The 14,576-nt window shown below is 73.1% G+C and carries 15 protein-coding genes; 7 read left to right on the forward strand and 8 right to left on the reverse strand.

Annotation, left to right across the window (positions count from 1 at the left end):
* Positions 1–8 precede the first annotated feature (8 nt).
* The gene (ligA, locus tag ACPU2J_RS01305; protein ID WP_420082523.1) at positions 9–2,057 is read left to right on the forward strand and encodes an NAD-dependent DNA ligase LigA; all 2,049 of its coding nucleotides are present in this window, start codon (positions 9–11) and stop codon (positions 2,055–2,057) included.
* A 31-nt stretch (positions 2,058–2,088) separates the two neighbouring features.
* Here ligA and ACPU2J_RS01310 read toward each other — a convergent pair whose 3' ends face one another.
* Together ACPU2J_RS01310 and ACPU2J_RS01315 are read right to left on the reverse strand one after the other, a co-directional pair.
* The gene (locus ACPU2J_RS01310) at positions 2,089–2,667 is read right to left on the reverse strand and encodes a hypothetical protein (protein ID WP_423832507.1); all 579 of its coding nucleotides are present in this window, start codon (positions 2,665–2,667) and stop codon (positions 2,089–2,091) included.
* Positions 2,668–3,108: 441 nt separating this feature from the next.
* Positions 3,109–5,265, reverse strand: coding sequence for a hypothetical protein (locus ACPU2J_RS01315; RefSeq protein WP_423832508.1), 2,157 nt, complete (start codon positions 5,263–5,265; stop codon positions 3,109–3,111).
* Positions 5,266–5,446: 181 nt separating this feature from the next.
* Here ACPU2J_RS01315 and ACPU2J_RS01320 point away from each other — a divergent pair, with 181 nt between their 5' ends.
* From ACPU2J_RS01320 to ACPU2J_RS01335, 4 genes are all read left to right on the forward strand, one after another.
* Positions 5,447–5,977 carry a hypothetical protein gene (locus tag ACPU2J_RS01320; RefSeq protein ID WP_423832509.1) on the forward strand — a complete coding sequence of 177 codons (531 nt, stop codon included), beginning with the start codon at positions 5,447–5,449 and terminating at the stop codon, positions 5,975–5,977.
* A 63-nt stretch (positions 5,978–6,040) separates the two neighbouring features.
* The gene (locus ACPU2J_RS01325; RefSeq protein WP_423832510.1) at positions 6,041–6,511 is read left to right on the forward strand and encodes a hypothetical protein; all 471 of its coding nucleotides are present in this window, start codon (positions 6,041–6,043) and stop codon (positions 6,509–6,511) included.
* A gap of 310 nt (positions 6,512–6,821) precedes the next feature.
* The gene (locus tag ACPU2J_RS01330; RefSeq protein WP_423832511.1) at positions 6,822–7,229 is read left to right on the forward strand and encodes an NUDIX hydrolase; all 408 of its coding nucleotides are present in this window, start codon (positions 6,822–6,824) and stop codon (positions 7,227–7,229) included.
* Between the two features lie 485 nt (positions 7,230–7,714).
* On the forward strand, positions 7,715–8,893 hold the full coding sequence (locus ACPU2J_RS01335; RefSeq protein WP_423832512.1) for a cytochrome P450 family protein: 1,179 nt from the start codon (positions 7,715–7,717) through the stop codon (positions 8,891–8,893).
* A 242-nt stretch (positions 8,894–9,135) separates the two neighbouring features.
* On the opposite strand, the gene ACPU2J_RS01340 is transcribed toward ACPU2J_RS01335, so the two are convergent.
* The 6 genes from ACPU2J_RS01340 to ACPU2J_RS01365 form a co-directional block, all read right to left on the reverse strand.
* Positions 9,136–9,303 carry a hypothetical protein gene (locus tag ACPU2J_RS01340; protein ID WP_420082117.1) on the reverse strand — a complete coding sequence of 56 codons (168 nt, stop codon included), beginning with the start codon at positions 9,301–9,303 and terminating at the stop codon, positions 9,136–9,138.
* A complete protein-coding gene (locus ACPU2J_RS01345; protein ID WP_423832513.1) occupies positions 9,303–9,509 on the reverse strand; it encodes a hypothetical protein in 207 nt (68 codons plus the stop codon). The genes ACPU2J_RS01340 and ACPU2J_RS01345 overlap by 1 nt, the downstream gene beginning before the upstream one ends.
* A gap of 73 nt (positions 9,510–9,582) precedes the next feature.
* Positions 9,583–9,963: a hypothetical protein gene (locus ACPU2J_RS01350; protein ID WP_423832514.1), complete on the reverse strand. Its 381-nt coding sequence runs from the start codon at positions 9,961–9,963 to the stop codon at positions 9,583–9,585.
* A complete protein-coding gene (locus ACPU2J_RS01355) occupies positions 9,960–10,274 on the reverse strand; it encodes a pentapeptide repeat-containing protein (RefSeq protein WP_423832515.1) in 315 nt (104 codons plus the stop codon). The genes ACPU2J_RS01350 and ACPU2J_RS01355 overlap by 4 nt, the downstream gene beginning before the upstream one ends.
* Positions 10,169–10,621 (reverse strand): pentapeptide repeat-containing protein, encoded by a 453-nt coding sequence (locus ACPU2J_RS01360; RefSeq protein WP_423832516.1) that lies wholly within the window; start codon positions 10,619–10,621, stop codon positions 10,169–10,171. The genes ACPU2J_RS01355 and ACPU2J_RS01360 overlap by 106 nt, the downstream gene beginning before the upstream one ends.
* Positions 10,622–11,013: 392 nt before the next feature.
* Positions 11,014–11,454: an SsgA family sporulation/cell division regulator gene (locus ACPU2J_RS01365; RefSeq protein ID WP_420082113.1), complete on the reverse strand. Its 441-nt coding sequence runs from the start codon at positions 11,452–11,454 to the stop codon at positions 11,014–11,016.
* Between the two features lie 315 nt (positions 11,455–11,769).
* Between ACPU2J_RS01365 and ACPU2J_RS01370 the strand changes: the two genes are divergently transcribed.
* Together ACPU2J_RS01370 and ACPU2J_RS01375 are read left to right on the forward strand one after the other, a co-directional pair.
* Positions 11,770–13,062: an MFS transporter gene (locus ACPU2J_RS01370; RefSeq protein ID WP_423832517.1), complete on the forward strand. Its 1,293-nt coding sequence runs from the start codon at positions 11,770–11,772 to the stop codon at positions 13,060–13,062.
* A gap of 228 nt (positions 13,063–13,290) precedes the next feature.
* Complete coding sequence (locus tag ACPU2J_RS01375) at positions 13,291–14,511, forward strand: DUF418 domain-containing protein (protein ID WP_420082111.1); 1,221 nt, start codon at positions 13,291–13,293, stop codon at positions 14,509–14,511.
* Positions 14,512–14,576 lie beyond the last annotated feature (65 nt).

Genomic DNA, 14,576 nt, shown 5'->3' on the forward strand with positions numbered 1-14,576 from the left:
GCAGCATGATGACCTTCATGACCGAAAACAGTGCCCTGCTCTCCCCTGCCTCCTACGTCGAGGCCGTGACCACCGCCGTGGCGGCCTCGGCCGCGTACTACGGCGACGGGACCACCCCGCTCGGCGACGACGAGTACGACGGGCTGCTGCGTGCCATCGCGGCCTACGAGGAAGCCCACCCGGACGAGGTGCTCGCCGAGTCGCCCACGGGCAAGGTGGCGGGCGGGGCCGTTCAGGGTGATGTGCCGCATTCGGTGCCGATGCTCTCCCTCGACAACGTCTTCGACGCCGACGAGCTGGCCGAGTGGGCCGCGGGGCTGGAACGCCGTCTGGGGCACCCGGTCGCCGGGTGGTGCGTGGAGCCGAAGCTCGACGGCCTGGCGGTGGCCGCACGCTACCGGGCCGGGCGGCTCGTGCAGGTCCTCACCCGTGGTGACGGGCTGGCCGGCGAGGACATCACCCACGCCGCGGACGCCGTCCTCGGTCTGCCGCCGGTCCTGACCGAGCCGATCGACGTCGAGCTGCGCGGCGAGGTGCTGCTGACGACGGCGCAGTTCGAGGAGGCCAACCGGATCCGCCTCGCCCACGAGGCCACCCCGTTCGCGCACCCGCGCAGCGGAGCGGCCGGCACGCTGCGGGCCAAGGACCGGCCCTACCGGGTCGAGCTGACCTTCTTCGCCTACAGCGCGGTCGGCCTGGACGACCTCGGCCACGCCGCCCTGCTGGAACGGCTCGCCGTGCTCGGCGCGAACACGGCCGCCAGCACGGCCGCGGCCCCGCTGCGGTGCGAGACCGTGGAGCAGGTGCAGGAACGTATCGACGTGATCGCCGGCCTGCGCGGGGAGCTGCCGTTCGGGATCGACGGCGTCGTGGTCAAGGCCGACTCGGCCGAGGACCAGCGGCAGGCCGGAAACGGCTCGCGGGCCCCGCGGTGGGCGGTGGCCAGGAAGCTGGCCGCCGAGCACAAGGTGACGCGCCTCGTGGCGGTGGAGTGGAACGTCGGCCGGACCGGGATCATCGCCCCGCGCGCCGTCCTGGAGCCCGTGGTCATCGACGGGGTGACGGTCACCTACGCCACGCTCCACAACCCGGCCGACATCACCCGCCGCGGGCTGATGATCGGCGACCAGGTGTTCGTCTACCGGGCCGGCGACGTGATCCCCCGGGTCGAGGCCCCCTTGGTCGACCAGCGCACCGGTGCGGAGAGCCCGATCGTCTTCCCCGAGGCCTGCCCGCGCTGCGGTGACGCGATCGACGCCTCCGAGCAGCGGTGGCGGTGCGTACGCGGCCGCAGCTGCCAGGCCGTGGCCTCGGTGATCTACGCCGCCGGACGCGACCAGCTCGACATCGAAGGCCTCGGCGGCACCCGCGCGATCCAGCTGGTGGAAGCCGGGCTGGTCAAGGACATCGCCGACCTGTTCACGCTGACCCGTGAGCAGCTCCTCGGGCTGGAGCGGATGGGTGAGACCAGCGCCGCCAACCTCCTGGCCGCGATCGAGACCGCCCGCGGCGCCGCCCTGAACCGGGTGTTCTGCGCACTGGGCGTCCGCGGCACCGGGCGCACGATGTCCCGCCGGATCGCCGCGCACTTCGGGTCGATGGCCGCAATCCGGGCCGCCGACGCCGACACGCTGGCCGGGGTCGACGGCATCGGGACCGAGAAGGCCCGCGTCGTCGCGGCCGAGCTCGCGGAGCTCGCCCCGCTTCTCGACAAGCTCCAGGCCCAGAAGGTCGGGATCCAGGTCACCGAGCCGCAGAAGCCGACTGCCGAAGCGGCGGAGGACGAGCAGGTGGCGGGCGGGCCGCTGGCCGGAGAGGCCGTCGTGGTGACGGGCTCCATGACCGGCCCTCTCGGCGCGCTGTCGCGCAACGAGATGAACGAGCTGATCGAACGGGCGGGTGGGAAGGCGTCGTCGTCGGTGTCGAAGCGGACCACACTCCTCGTCGCGGGCGAGAAGGCCGGCTCCAAGCGCGCCAAGGCCGAAGAGCTCGGCATCCGCATCCTCGACCCCGAGGAGTTCGCCGCCCTCGTCGCCGACTTCCTGCCCACCGCGTAGACGCCGGGTCGGCGCACGGTTCGCGGGCCGGTCAGAGGGACGGGCTCGCCGGTCCGATGAGCCGCAGGCCGGCCCGGGAGGCGAGCCATCCGGCACGCTCGTGATCGCCCTGCCGCGTACAGACGTACAGCATGTGTCCGGTCGCCGGTCGGTCCAGGCGCAGATCACGGGAGTTGAGGCACAGCTGCGCCCCGCAGTACTGGACCTCGGCCTCCCTGCCGGGCCTGGCCGGCCAGCCGGGCAGCTCCCAGTAGAGCCAGCCGGGCGCCGGCCCTGCCGCTGTTACCAGGGCCGCCTCGAACGTCCCCACCGGGACGTCCTCCGGGAGCTCCCGTGTGGCCGGGAGCATCGCTTCCACGGCTTCGAGGTCCCGTGGCAGGGCCTCCGGCGCGGTCCAGAAGGGGCGGTCGTCCCCGCCGGATCGGAAAACGGAGCCGAGGGGCAGGAGCCCCGCGATCCGCCTGGCGGACTCGGCGGTGTGGACCCGTACCTCTCCGGCGAGCAGGGTCCCCGGTCCGGACACGGCCAGCTCCATCAGCCGACCGGCCGCGGCCAGGGCCTCGACCGGGTCGCTGGTTTCCAGTACGGGGTAGGCGTAGGAACCTCCCATTGTGCGTCCTTGCTCGGGTCCGGGGTCAATCTGCAGGCGTGGGGCGTCCATGACATCGCGGCGCACCGGGCCCGGGCTCCGGGGGCCGCGCTGTGGAGGCTCGGCCGCGGTGCGGTGGCGGTCCCAGGGTTTCGGTGGTCGGGGCGTGATGCGGGGCGCTCGGTGCCCTTGCTCCCGTCGCGAACGGCGGGATGCTCGTGGTGTCCCTCCGGCGGGAGTGTCAGTGGGTCGTGCCACATCGGTGCAGACCTGGCCGACTCACAGTCGACTGCGCGGTCCCCCCGGCCCCGGAGCGAACCGTTGCGACCGGCTCCCGCGTCCGGTGACGTACGTAGCGTGCGGGGCGCCGGCCCGCCCCGGTCCCGGCATACGTGCGTCACCGCCGACACGAATCGGGTCTCGCCGCTGTGCCAACCCGGAGGGTGCGACCCGGGCCGGGCCTCACTCGACCCGGTCGAGGACGGAGACCAACGCGGCGCGCAGTCGTTCGTCCTCGTGGATCATCGTGTCGTCGAGCCCGAAGAGCACCAGACGGCGGTCCCCGCCGGCGAGCGCAGCCAGTCGGTCGCGCTGTTCCGGCGTCAGGGCGGCGCACCCGAGCGCCCGCAGGGCTTCGCAGGCGCCCTTGACGTCGGCGCGGGTCTCGGCCGAGTGCAGCACCGCCTCGGCGAGCCGGGTGCGGTCGAGGCCCGCGGGATCGGCGGGATCGGCGACGGCGAGCAGTCCGAGGGCGGCGGACGGCGCTTGGGCCGGGTCGTCGAGGAGAGCACGGAGCCGGTCGGCCAGTGGCCGCCCGGCCGGGCCCAGCGCGGCGGTCTCCCGGGCGGCTCGGGCCGTCGTCCACCGGAACCACTGCAGGCCGTCGCTCCGGTCGAACACCGAGGCCAGCACCGGTACGACCTCGGACGCCTCGCCGGTGATCCGCCACAGGGCGAGTGCCAGGGCGAGCTCGGTTTCGACGTCCGCCGTGGTGTCCTGGTCGAGGGCGTGTCCGAGCGCTGCCCGGAGGACCGGGGCGATACGGGCGGCGGCCGGGCCGAGTTCGGCCACGGCGTTGGCTCCCTCGGCACGGCCGCGCCCACCGGTGGCGATCGCCGCCTCGGCCGCGGCGAACAGCGGCCCGGTCTCGCCGGTCAGCTCGTACAGCGCCCGCGCCACGAAGAGCCTCTCGGCCTCGGCCAGCAGGGCGGTCGCGGCCTGCTCGCGCTGCTGCGGCCCGAGGTGCGCGGCCACGGCGGTGATGGCGGTGGCGGCGTGGTGGAACCGGGGCAGGGTGGCGCAGAGTTCGGGCAGCGCCTCGACGGCCTGCGGGCCCCATTGCCTCAGCAGGTGGACCAGCGCGGCGGTGTCGTCGCGGTCCGCGGTTGCCGGGCAGCCGCATTCCTTCCTCGTTTCAGGGCGCTCCAGTGCCCTGGCGGCGAGGCGCGCACGGACCGCGGAGAGCAGTTCCGGGTCGTACGGGAAGGGCGCGCCGGCGGGGGCGTGGGACCCGGCGGCGCACTGCAGGGCGTACGGGCGCCGGCCGAGGGTCCGGGCCAGCAGCGGGGCGGCGGCCTCGGGCGCCACCAGGACGAGCGTGGCCAGGGCCTGGTCGGCCGCTTCGTCGTCCGGCTGCGCGGCGAGCTCGATCAGGAGCGGCGCGGCCTCGGCGGCGGCCGGGCCCATCTTGCCCAGCAGCCGGGCGGCCGTCCGGTCGGCGGCGAGCGGGGCGAGGGCGGGCATCAGCCGCGGCGGGGCGCTGCGGGACAGGGTGCAGGCACGGTCGGCCGCCCACAGCGCCTCGTCCCGCACCGCGGGGCGCTCGTCGCGCACTGCGGCATCGAGCAGTGCGAAGGCGCTCTCGCGGCCGGCGTCGGTGTCCCGCCCGAGCAGGTGCTCGACGACGGCGCTCAGGGGTTCCCGATGCTCGTCCGCGTGGCCGGACCCTGCCGTCTCGCGTGCGGGCAACAGGCCGAGGACGGCGTCGTGGTGTGCGGGGAGCCACGGCTGTTCGGGGTCCAGGGCGGCGAACACGGCGGCCAGGCGGAGCGGCGCGGGCGTGTCCGGACCGAGCAGGGCGGCGGACTCGGCGATGGCGCCGGGGCGGTCCATCCGGCTGTATGCGGTGAGGAGTTCGGCTCGGACGGCGGGTTCGGTCTCGGCGGCCATGCGGGCTCTGACTGCAGGCAGGGCAGTGGAGGTGTCCCTCGTGTGGCCGACCGTCCAGCCCGCTGCCTGCCGGACGGCGGCGTCCGCGTCGTCCAGCAGCGGTACGAGCAGCGGCAACTGGGCGGTCACGGCGGCGCGGACGGCGCCCGGCTCGACGTCGTGCTCGTCCTCGCTCTCGGCGAGGCAGCCGAGCAGCCGGAGCGCGTCGGCGGTCTGCCGGCCGGAGGCTGCGATGCGGGCGAGGTACGGGGCGGCAATGACGCTGGCCGCGTACACGGTGCCCTGGTGCACGATCGAGCTGTACAGCTCCCCCAGCGCCTCCTCGGCGTCCTCGCCGCCCTCGGCGAAGGCGCGCAACAGTCCGGGCAGGTCTTCGGCGGAGCCGTAGGCGTGGTCGACGGTGGACCAGGGGTGGGTGTCGAGCCCGGCGAGGGCGGTGGGGAGATCCATGGCCGTGATCTTCGCAGGGGCCTCTGACAGCCGCTCCGGCCAGGCGCCGCAGGTCGGACCAGGGCGGTGAGGGGATGGGGGTCCGTTCGGCCCCCGCCACGAGGCCGCGGCGTGAGCGCTCGGTAGGGTTCTGCGTCGGAGCGGCCGCCGGTCCGGCGGCCGGCTGCAAGGGGGAGCATTCATGCCGTTCGGCGACTTCGACGCATGGCAGCGAGACCTGCTCCTCAACGGCAGGTTCGTCCAGGACGGCGACATATCCGAGTACGGGCCCGAGGCCCAGGCCCGCTTGGAGCGATTCCTCGAACTGGCGGACATGGTCGACGGAACCGAAGGCCCCGCGGCGGTCAGAGCCCTGATCGCCTCCCTCCGCGCCGAGGACGACCACGGTGCCCACGAGGCTGTCCACGGCGCACTGTCACGCTTTCCCGGCCGAGACCTCGTCAAGGGCGCCACCCTGGCAGTCGTCGACCTCTTGGAGATCCCCCGGGACAACAGCGGCAACGTCCTCCGGCTCCTGACCCTGCTGGCCGGCGACGAGGACCTTCACACGCTTCGTGCCGCCTTCGGTCAGCTGCAACCCGAGATCCGCGCGAGCCTGGCAGCACTCATAGCCCACCACGAAGCCGATGAGTGGCTCGCGGACGAACGTTGCATCGGCCGGCTCCGGCCTGCGAACCGCTCGGGGATGCCCGGCGGATCAAGCGTCGGGTGATCCCTGGCCTCAGCAGCGATATTCGCTGGTCGTCGGCCTGACGCACCTGCCAGGCTCGGCGTCATGGGCACAGACATTCATGGATACATAGAGGTCAGGAACCGCTTCATCGACATGTCCGAGCCCGATGACGATGAGCCGATCCTCCGCTGGCACCCGGCAATCGCTCTGGACCACGTCTATGACGGCCGGTCCTATGCCGCCTTCGGCTGCCTGTTCGGCGTCCGCGGGCGGTCCTTCGAGCCACTCGCAGCGCGGCGCGGTATTCCCCAGGATGCCTCACGCGCCACGACGCGGTCCTTCACAGAGGAATCGGATGCGCACAGCCCCTCGTGGATCGGTTGGGCCGAGCTCGAAGGGGCCGACTGGAACAGCACGGAGTCGGCCAAGTACTTGCCCGTCTCCGAGGTGCTCCGCACCCGACGTGACGTGGTGCACGACGAGGACTGGGGTGACGTCTGGGCGGTAATGGCTCTGCTCGCCGAACGGCACGGGGCGGAGAACGTCCGTCTGGTGGTCTGGTTCGACAACTGAGGGCGGCTGCGCGGATCCGTGCCTGAGTCATGTCCGGATGGCGGCTGTCGAGACGGCGCCGTGGAGACAGTGCCTGGGAAGACGTGGGACCACCTGTCGTAACGGGCCGCGACCGCTCGCGTGTGTGCGGCCGGCGCGGCGACGGGCTTGGTTGCGGGCCGGCGGTGTCGGTGGCGGTCCATGGCCTGTCGCCATGATCCGTAGTGAGTTCGAGCAACGTCCGCTTGATGCCGCCGTCGCTGATGCCGGGAGCGCGACGCTGGAGTTCGACCGGGCCAGGGCCTGGTTGCGTGCTGCGCTGGTTGGCGCTGTGGAGCCGTTGGGCGCGGAGGTGTGGGTGCTGGACGCCGCCCTGGAGCAGATCGTGCTGGTGCGGCATCCGTGGCGCGGGCTGGTCCCACCGGGTGGCAGGGTCGAACCGGGTGAGTGTCCGCGTGAGGGCGCGGCACGGGAGCTGGCCGAGGAAACCGGCCTGCGACCGGGCTTGTCGAAGCACCCTGCCGCGGTGGCAGTGCGGTCGTTCGGCCCGGGTGTGCCGGAGACGCTGTCCCTCTCCTACGCCGCGATCGGCGACCCGGAGCAGCCGCTGGTCGCGGAGGAGGGGCAGCATGCCGCCTGGATGCGGCTGGACCTGGGCTGGGAGAGCTGCTTCCCCGATGACCTGCTGCGCGTCCGCGCGTACGTGGAGCTGCTGAGGTCGGGGTCCGTCGCCTGGTGACCGCGGCCGTGTCCGTTTCTGCGGTCGGACGCGCCGCTCCCCACCTCACTAGCGCGTGGCATGAACAGGCCTGACGAATGAGCAGCAACGCGTAGTCTGTCGATCTGTTCGAACGGTGTGAGGGGGCGCGGGCGGATCGTGAACGAATGCTCCGCGCAATGCGGCTCCTTGAACGGGCGGCCTGGCGGGACCGGCGGCGCCTCGGCTTCGTCCCGGAGTCGGTCCTGCGCCCCTGGCGCGCGGGTGCGGGCCCGGCGCTGCGGTTCGTGCCGTCGGAGGTGTACGTCGGCACGTGGGACGCGTACTGCGCCGCGAGACCGGCTGCGGGATTCCCCCGGCACTTCGACCCCGCGACACGGCCGACGGCCACAGGCCGCGCAAAGTCGGCCCGCTCGTCCATGGAGCAGAGGCGTGCCGCACGTCGGCGTGGCGGCAGCAGTCCTCTCCGACGCGCGGCTCCCCCATCTCGACGATTCGGCCCTCTCATGAACCAGTCCCTCTTCGACGCCTCCCTGCTCGCGGACCCGCACGGCCGCTACGCCGAGCTCCGGGGCATGGGTCCCGTACACAGAACGACGACTCCGGAGGGCGAGCCGGTGTGGGTCGTCACCGGCTACGCCGAAGCCCGCGCCGCCCTCGCCGACACACGGCTGTCCCTGAACAAGGCGAACGCCCGCACCAGCGACTCCTACCGCTCCTCGATGCCACCCGAGCTGGACGCCCACCTGCTCAACATGGACGCCCCCGACCACACGCGGCTGCGGCGGCTGGTCTCGAAGGCCTTCACCCTCCGGCGCATGGAGGATCTGCGTCCCCGCATCGAAACCCTCGTCGACGAACTCCTCGACGCAGCCCCTGCCGAAGGCACCGTCGACCTGATGGAGGTCCTCGCCAACCCGCTGCCGATGAACGTCATCTGCGAACTCCTCGGAATCCCAACGGCCTCACGGCAGGACTTCCGCGCGTGGACGAACACCCTGCTCTCCCTCGAGCCGGGATCCGCCACCGACTCCCGCACCGCCATGCGCAGCATGTACCGCCACCTCGTCGACGTCATCCAGGCCAAGCGTGCGGAGCCCACCGACGACCTCCTCTCGGCCATGATCGAGGCCCGGGACGACCGCGACAGCCTGACCGAATCCGAGCTGGTGTCGGTTTCGTTCCTCATCCTCTTCGCCGGCTACGACAACGCCGTCCACCTCATCGGCAACACCCTGATGGCCCTGCTCCACCACCCCGAGCACCTGGAAGCGGTACGCCGGGGAGTGCTCTCCGTACGGAGCGTCGTCGAGGAGACCCTGCGCACGGACCCCCCTTTCCCGCTGGCCGTACGACGTTTCGCGCTGGCGGACCTCAGCATCGCCGGGGTCACGATCCCGCAGGGCGGAAGGGTGTGGGTCTCGATCATCTCGGCGCACCGCGACGCCGCGCAGTTCGAGGAGCCGTCCACCTTCGACCCCGCCCGCGCCGCCTCGCACCTGGCCTTCGGGCACGGCGTCCACTACTGCCTGGGCGCCCCGCTCGCCCGCCTGGAAGCCGAGATCGCCGTCGAGCGCGCCCTGCGCCGCTTCCCGCACATGAAGCCGGCAGGACGGCAGAGCGAACCCGACTGGTGGCCCTCGTTCCACAAGCGCGGCCTGCGGTCGCTGCTCGTCGCCAGGTGATCGCGCACGACCACTGATCCGCGGACCGGCGCGGTGGTCACGCCGCGCGGGACGAGGAAGCGGACCTGGTTCATCGCGGGCGTGAGCGTGTTCATCGCCACCTTCGGAAGCGTAGTGTGCAGGCCTTCGACGCCTTCGACCCCGAGCCCCGCACTGGCGAGACGCGTGCTGACCGAAGAGTGCTATGGCTCCCCGGGGGCTGCCGAGCGGGTACGTGAGCTGGGTGCTCGTTCTGCTGCCGATCACCGGATGACGAAGGCGGGCAGGCGTCCGCTCACGACTGTGTCGCGGGGGAGGAACCGCCCGAACCGGGTCTCGATGAGCGCCAGCGTACGCCGGTCCCGGTCGCGGTGGTCCTCGTACTCCGGTCGCGCGTCCTGGCCGTCCGGGCTCAGCACACCCGCAGCCATCAGTTCCGGCAGCAGCCGACCTCCACACCGTTCACGGAGAACTCGGACAGCCGGCCGCCCCCACCGCCGCCCAGACCGTATTCGATGGCGAAGGACCAACCTGCACACGCCCCGACCCGCACGACGTCGTCATCGTCCGTGCCGAGGTCCAGGACCATGTCCCACGCTTCCGCCTGCGTGATCGGCGACGCGACGGACCCCGGCACCCCGCCCCATCTCCGCAGCGCCCATCGGTGTGGTGCGGCAGGCGGATCCGGGTCGGGGGCGGGGGCGGGGCCGTCAGTCCTCGTGGCTCCCGGGTACGGGCGAGTGGCCGGGGGCGCGGGCCCGGAGGCGGTTCGCGGCCAGGATGAGCTCAGTGGCCCCGTCGTTCCTGCCCAGGACGAAGCGGCCGACGGGGCCCTGCGGCCCGGTGATGACCACGACGTGGCCGTCCAGGGTCAGGCTCAGGTCCCTCCACGGGTGGCTCCACTGCGGCACGTAGTCGAATTCCCACAGCTGGAGCCGACGCGTGGTCGTGGTCGGGGAGTAGGACGTGTAGTCGTCCACCTTGAACGGCTCAGGCGGCTGGGCCCCTGCGGCTCCCGCCACCCCTCCCCCGACGACACTGCGCCGCACCCGCTTGCGGCGTGCCGCGTCCCGGTCGTCCGCGGCGGTCACCTCACTGGCTTCGCTCCTGCGCTTCCCCCCAACCACTGGCCGTCGTTGGTGACGGTCACCGAATCGACCTTCTCCTGGACGACCCCGTCGGGCCGGCACGTGTGGGCGTCGACGGACGCCCCGTGGAAGGTGGTGCCTTCGGCGTTGACCACGGCGCGGGTGAGGTTGACGCTCTGCGGTTCCGCCCCGTCGAGGCGGGCGTCCGTCAGATTGGCCTCGTAGAAGTTGGCCCCGTCAGATTCGCCCCCTGGAGCTGGGCTCCACTCAGGTCCGCCCCGGTGAAGTCGGTGTCCCGGAGCTGGGCGTGGCACAGGTCGACTCCTCGGAGGTCGGCGTTGTGGAGGGATGTGCCGCTGAAGTTGATGCCCTCGATGTCCCGGTCGCCCGGAGAGAACCCCGGTATGCTCGCGGCGATTTCCACGTTGGCGCGCCATGTCGCGTACCGCTGGGACTCCTCCAGGGCCTGTTCCAGGAACAGGGCCGACACACCGATGGCTATCCCGGTGATCAGCCCGCCACCGATGCCGGCGAGGACTTCGGTCCTCGGTTCGCGTTCCGGCTCTTTGACGGCCATCCGCCAGGCGAAGGCCGCGCCGAGAACTCCGAGCAGGATCAGCACCCCGAGCAGGGCCCACCCCGCGTCGGGCATGGGGATCATCCCCAAAAGGCTGGAATCGGGACACTTGACCCTCTTCCTCCGTACACCCGCGATCATCAGATCGCAAATGCGCCGAAGCTGACCGGACCGGCTGCTCCCCCACCCACTCCGCCGCCAACACCCGCCCGTACGGCACGACCCGGCAAAGCGCCCCCTGCCCCTGCCTCCGCTTCCTCGTCGGGGAGGGCGGCCCTGCGCAGCGGCCCCTTCGACCCCCGGAGCGCCTCCTTGACACGGAACACGGATCGCCAGGCTCGGACCGGACTCGCCCCGCGCCCAAACAGGCGGAGCTGGTGTCCATGTGGTCCGAACGGCGCGCGGACGGAGGAAGCAGCGGTGTCGTCTCCAACCGGTCCTGGGTAGCAGGGGCGCGGGGGCGCGGGGGCGGGCGGTCAGTCGTGCGGGGTGAGGAGGCGGTGGAGGGGGGTCCAGTCGAGGTGGGCCTCCTCCGTGCCCGGCGGGACGAGGAGGTACGTGGTCTCGATCCAGGCGGTCAGCAGGATCCGGTCGATGCTGAGCAGCGCCTGGTCCGCATCGGGGGGACCCAGGCGCAGCCACAGCCGGTCGCCCGAGGCCTCGGGCCAGGCGAGGACGTCGCTGCCGCCGGAGAGGGTGCGGGTCGCTCCGGCGAGCATGTCCCGGCCGAGGTCCCAGACGACGTCGTTGTCCCCGGTGCAGTGGAAGACGGCACGGATGCACAGCGGGTCGCGGCGCCGGTAGGAGAAGGTGACGGGAGTGGTCAGCGGCATCCGCTCGTGGGGGAGGTACTGGCGGGCGACGGTGGTCCAACAGGCATCCGGGCGTGCGGCGCTGGAGTGAGAGGTGGTCTCCACGGCGTCCAATCCTGGGCGAGAGCAGGGAGTGTGCCCCGCGTCTGCCCCCGAATCGCGCCGCCACTGTCGGCCGCCCGGGTGAATGGTGAATACGGGTCGGCACTGCCCCACAGCCCGTCCCCACTGCCCGTCCCCACTGCCCGTCCGCACGGTCCGTTCGCGTTGGGCGTGAGCTTTGAGCCGAGCGGTGAATGCGCGCTCGTCCGCCGCCGTCCGGGGCAGGGTCGTGGCTCTGATCCGACGATGTGTGGGGGTGGGCCCGTGGGCTCGAATCCGAATCCGAAGGGTGCGCCGCGGTCGGCGCCGTACCGGCGGGTGATCGGTCATCCGACGCTGCGGCGCGTCCTCCCGGGGTTCGCCGTCTCGTCCCTCGGCGACGGCATGGCCGTGGTGGCGGTGAGCTGGCTGGCGATCGACCTGGCGCCGGCCGCGACCCCGGGGATATGGGTGGCGCTGGCGGCAGCCGCCTACACCCTGCCCGGGGCGGTGGGCGGCCTGCTGCTGGGGCGTTTCCTGCGCCACCGACCGCCCACCCGGCTGGTGGGCTGGGACGCGGCCCTGCGGGTGGTGGCGCTGGGGTCCGTACCGGTGCTGCACGCCTTCGGGGTGCTGGGCATCGAGGGATACGTCGCGTTGCTCGCCCTGTCCTCCGTGCTGCATTCCTGGGGGCAGGCGGGCGTCTACACCCTGATCGCCAGGGTGCTGCCGCAGGCGGACCACCTGGCGGGCAACGCCGTGCTGTCCGCGGTGGGGGCGGTCGCGACGGTGGCGGGGCCGCCGCTGGCCACGCTGCTGATCGCGTTCGGGGGGCCGGCGACGGTGCTGGCCGTGGGCGCGGCGACGTTCCTCGTCCTGGCCGTCACCTTCCTGGTGGCCGTGCCCGGGGACGCGGTCCCCGCGCCGGAGGGCGACGCGGCTTCGCGGACGGCCGGGCTCACGGTGATCCGGCGCATCCCCGCCCTGTCCGGACTGCTCGCGCTGAGCTTCGCGTTCTTCTTCCTCTTCGGCCCGGTGTACGTGGCCCTCCCGCTGCACGTGTCGGGCGGCCCGGGTGCCTCCGCCGGGGTGCTGGCGACGTTCTACACGGCGTTCGGCGTGGGTGCGGTGCTCGGGTCGGCGCTCACCGGTTTCCTCGCCGGGTGGCGGCTGTGGCCCACGACGGTGGGCATCGTCGTCGCTTTCGGCGCGCTGGTGCTTCCCCTGGGGCTGGGCGCCCCGACGGCCGTCTCGGTGGCCTGCTTCGGGGTGGCGGGGCTGCTGTGGCCGCCGTACTCGTCGCTGTCGACCACCCTGTTCCAGCGCTCGACGCCCGACGCGCTGCTGCCGCAGGCCCTCGCGGCGAGTTCCGCCGTCCGCGTGCTGGCGGTGCCCCTGGGAACGGCGCTGGGCGGGCCGCTGGTGGCCGGCTTCAGCCCGGCCGGAGCGCTGCTCGTGTCCGGTGCGGGCATCGCGGCGGTCGGCCTGGCCGCGGCGGCCACGTCCGCGCTCCGCGCCGCCCGCGCGAGCCACGGGCCCGGGCCGGACCCGACGCCTCCGGCGGACCCGATGCCTCTGGCGGACGCGGGGCCGGAGGCCGGGGCGCCATCGGGGGTCACCGTGCGCCCGTAGGCCGCGGCCGGGCCCCGCGCCGCCGCCCCACGTCGTCACGTGTCGTCCGGCGCCGTCACGTGTGATCCGGCCTCGTCCCGCTTCGTCCCGGGTACGGCGCCACGCGCCGACTGTGGTTGGCTCCTCCTGGCGGCGCGACACCACGCGACGCAGAGCGGCGCAGAGCCGTGCGTCACCGCGACCACGGCGACAGCCACGACCACGACCACGACCACTTGGGGGGAAACGGTGCCCGTCACAGCGGCACGCAGCCGGAGCGAACAGCCCGGGCGGATACAGGCGGTCGACGCCCTGCGCGGATTCGCGCTGCTCGGCATCCTGCTGGTCAACGCCCACATGATGGCCGGCCCGTACGGCCTGGGGACCATCCCCGACCCGGACTCCTCCGTCCTCGACCGGAGCGTCGAAGGCCTCGTGCAGACCTTCGCCGCCGGCAAGTTCTTCCTGATGTTCTCGTTCCTCTTCGGCTACAGCCTCACCCTCCAGGTCGCCTCCGCCGAGCGCGCCGGGGCGCGGCCCGTCCCGCGCCTGCTGCGCCGCTCGCTGGGGCTGCTCGTGCTGGGGGTCCTGCACGCCGTGTTCCTCTACACCGGCGACATCCTCGTGAGCTACGCGCTGCTCGGGCTGATCCTCGTCGCCGCGCGCGGCTGTTCGCCCCGAGCGGCGCTCCGCGCCGCCGGGATCGTGTACGGCCTCCTCGGCGCGGCGTTCCTCCTCCTCGGGGCGGGAACCCTGCTCGTGCCGGCCGCGGAGACGGCCGAGGCGGACGCCGAACTCGCGCAGGGGGCCCCCGCGCTGGTCGACGGCTACCGCGGCGACGCGGCGTCCGTCGTGCGGACCAACGTCGCGCAGATGCCGGAGCAGTTGCTGGCCGCACTGCTGCTGGGCGGTTTCGTGGTGGCGGCCTTCCTGGTCGGACTGCACTGCGGCAAGCGGCGTCTGCTCGCGGACGGGCAGGTCTCCAGCGCGCGGCTGCGCCGCGTGGTCCTGCTCGGTGTCCTCGCGGGTCTGCCGGGGAACGTCTTCATGGCCCTGTCGGTCGGCGGCGCGTTCGGTCCCCGGTGGCCGGTGTTCGGGACGATGGTGGGAACGGTCACCGCCCCCGCCCTGACGGCCGCGTACGTATGCGGAATGCTCCTGCTCCTGCGGTCCGCCCGCGGCCCGCGCGTCGCGGCGGTCCTCGCCCCCGCCGGCCGGATGGCCCTGACGAACTACCTCAGCCAGTCCGCGGTCCTGGCCCTCGTCTTCACCGGGTACGGCCTGGCGCTGTACGACCGCCTCGACCCGCTCGCCGTCACGATCGGCGCGCTCCTGCTGTACGCCGGCCAACTCGTGCTCAGTGCGCGGCTCATGGCCCGCCACCGGTACGGGCCGGTGGAGTGGCTGCTGCGGACGGTCACCCTCGCACGGCTGCCGCACGACCTCGACCGGTCGGCCGCCGCCCGCTGACCCGCCGGGCCGCCGCTCCCGCGCTGACCGCGCTGACCGCGCTGACCGCAACAGCCGCACCACAG

Origin of the sequence: Streptomyces manipurensis, assembly GCF_049570255.1 — a bacterium.
GTDB classification, from domain to species: Bacteria; Actinomycetota; Actinomycetes; order Streptomycetales; family Streptomycetaceae; genus Streptomyces; species Streptomyces manipurensis.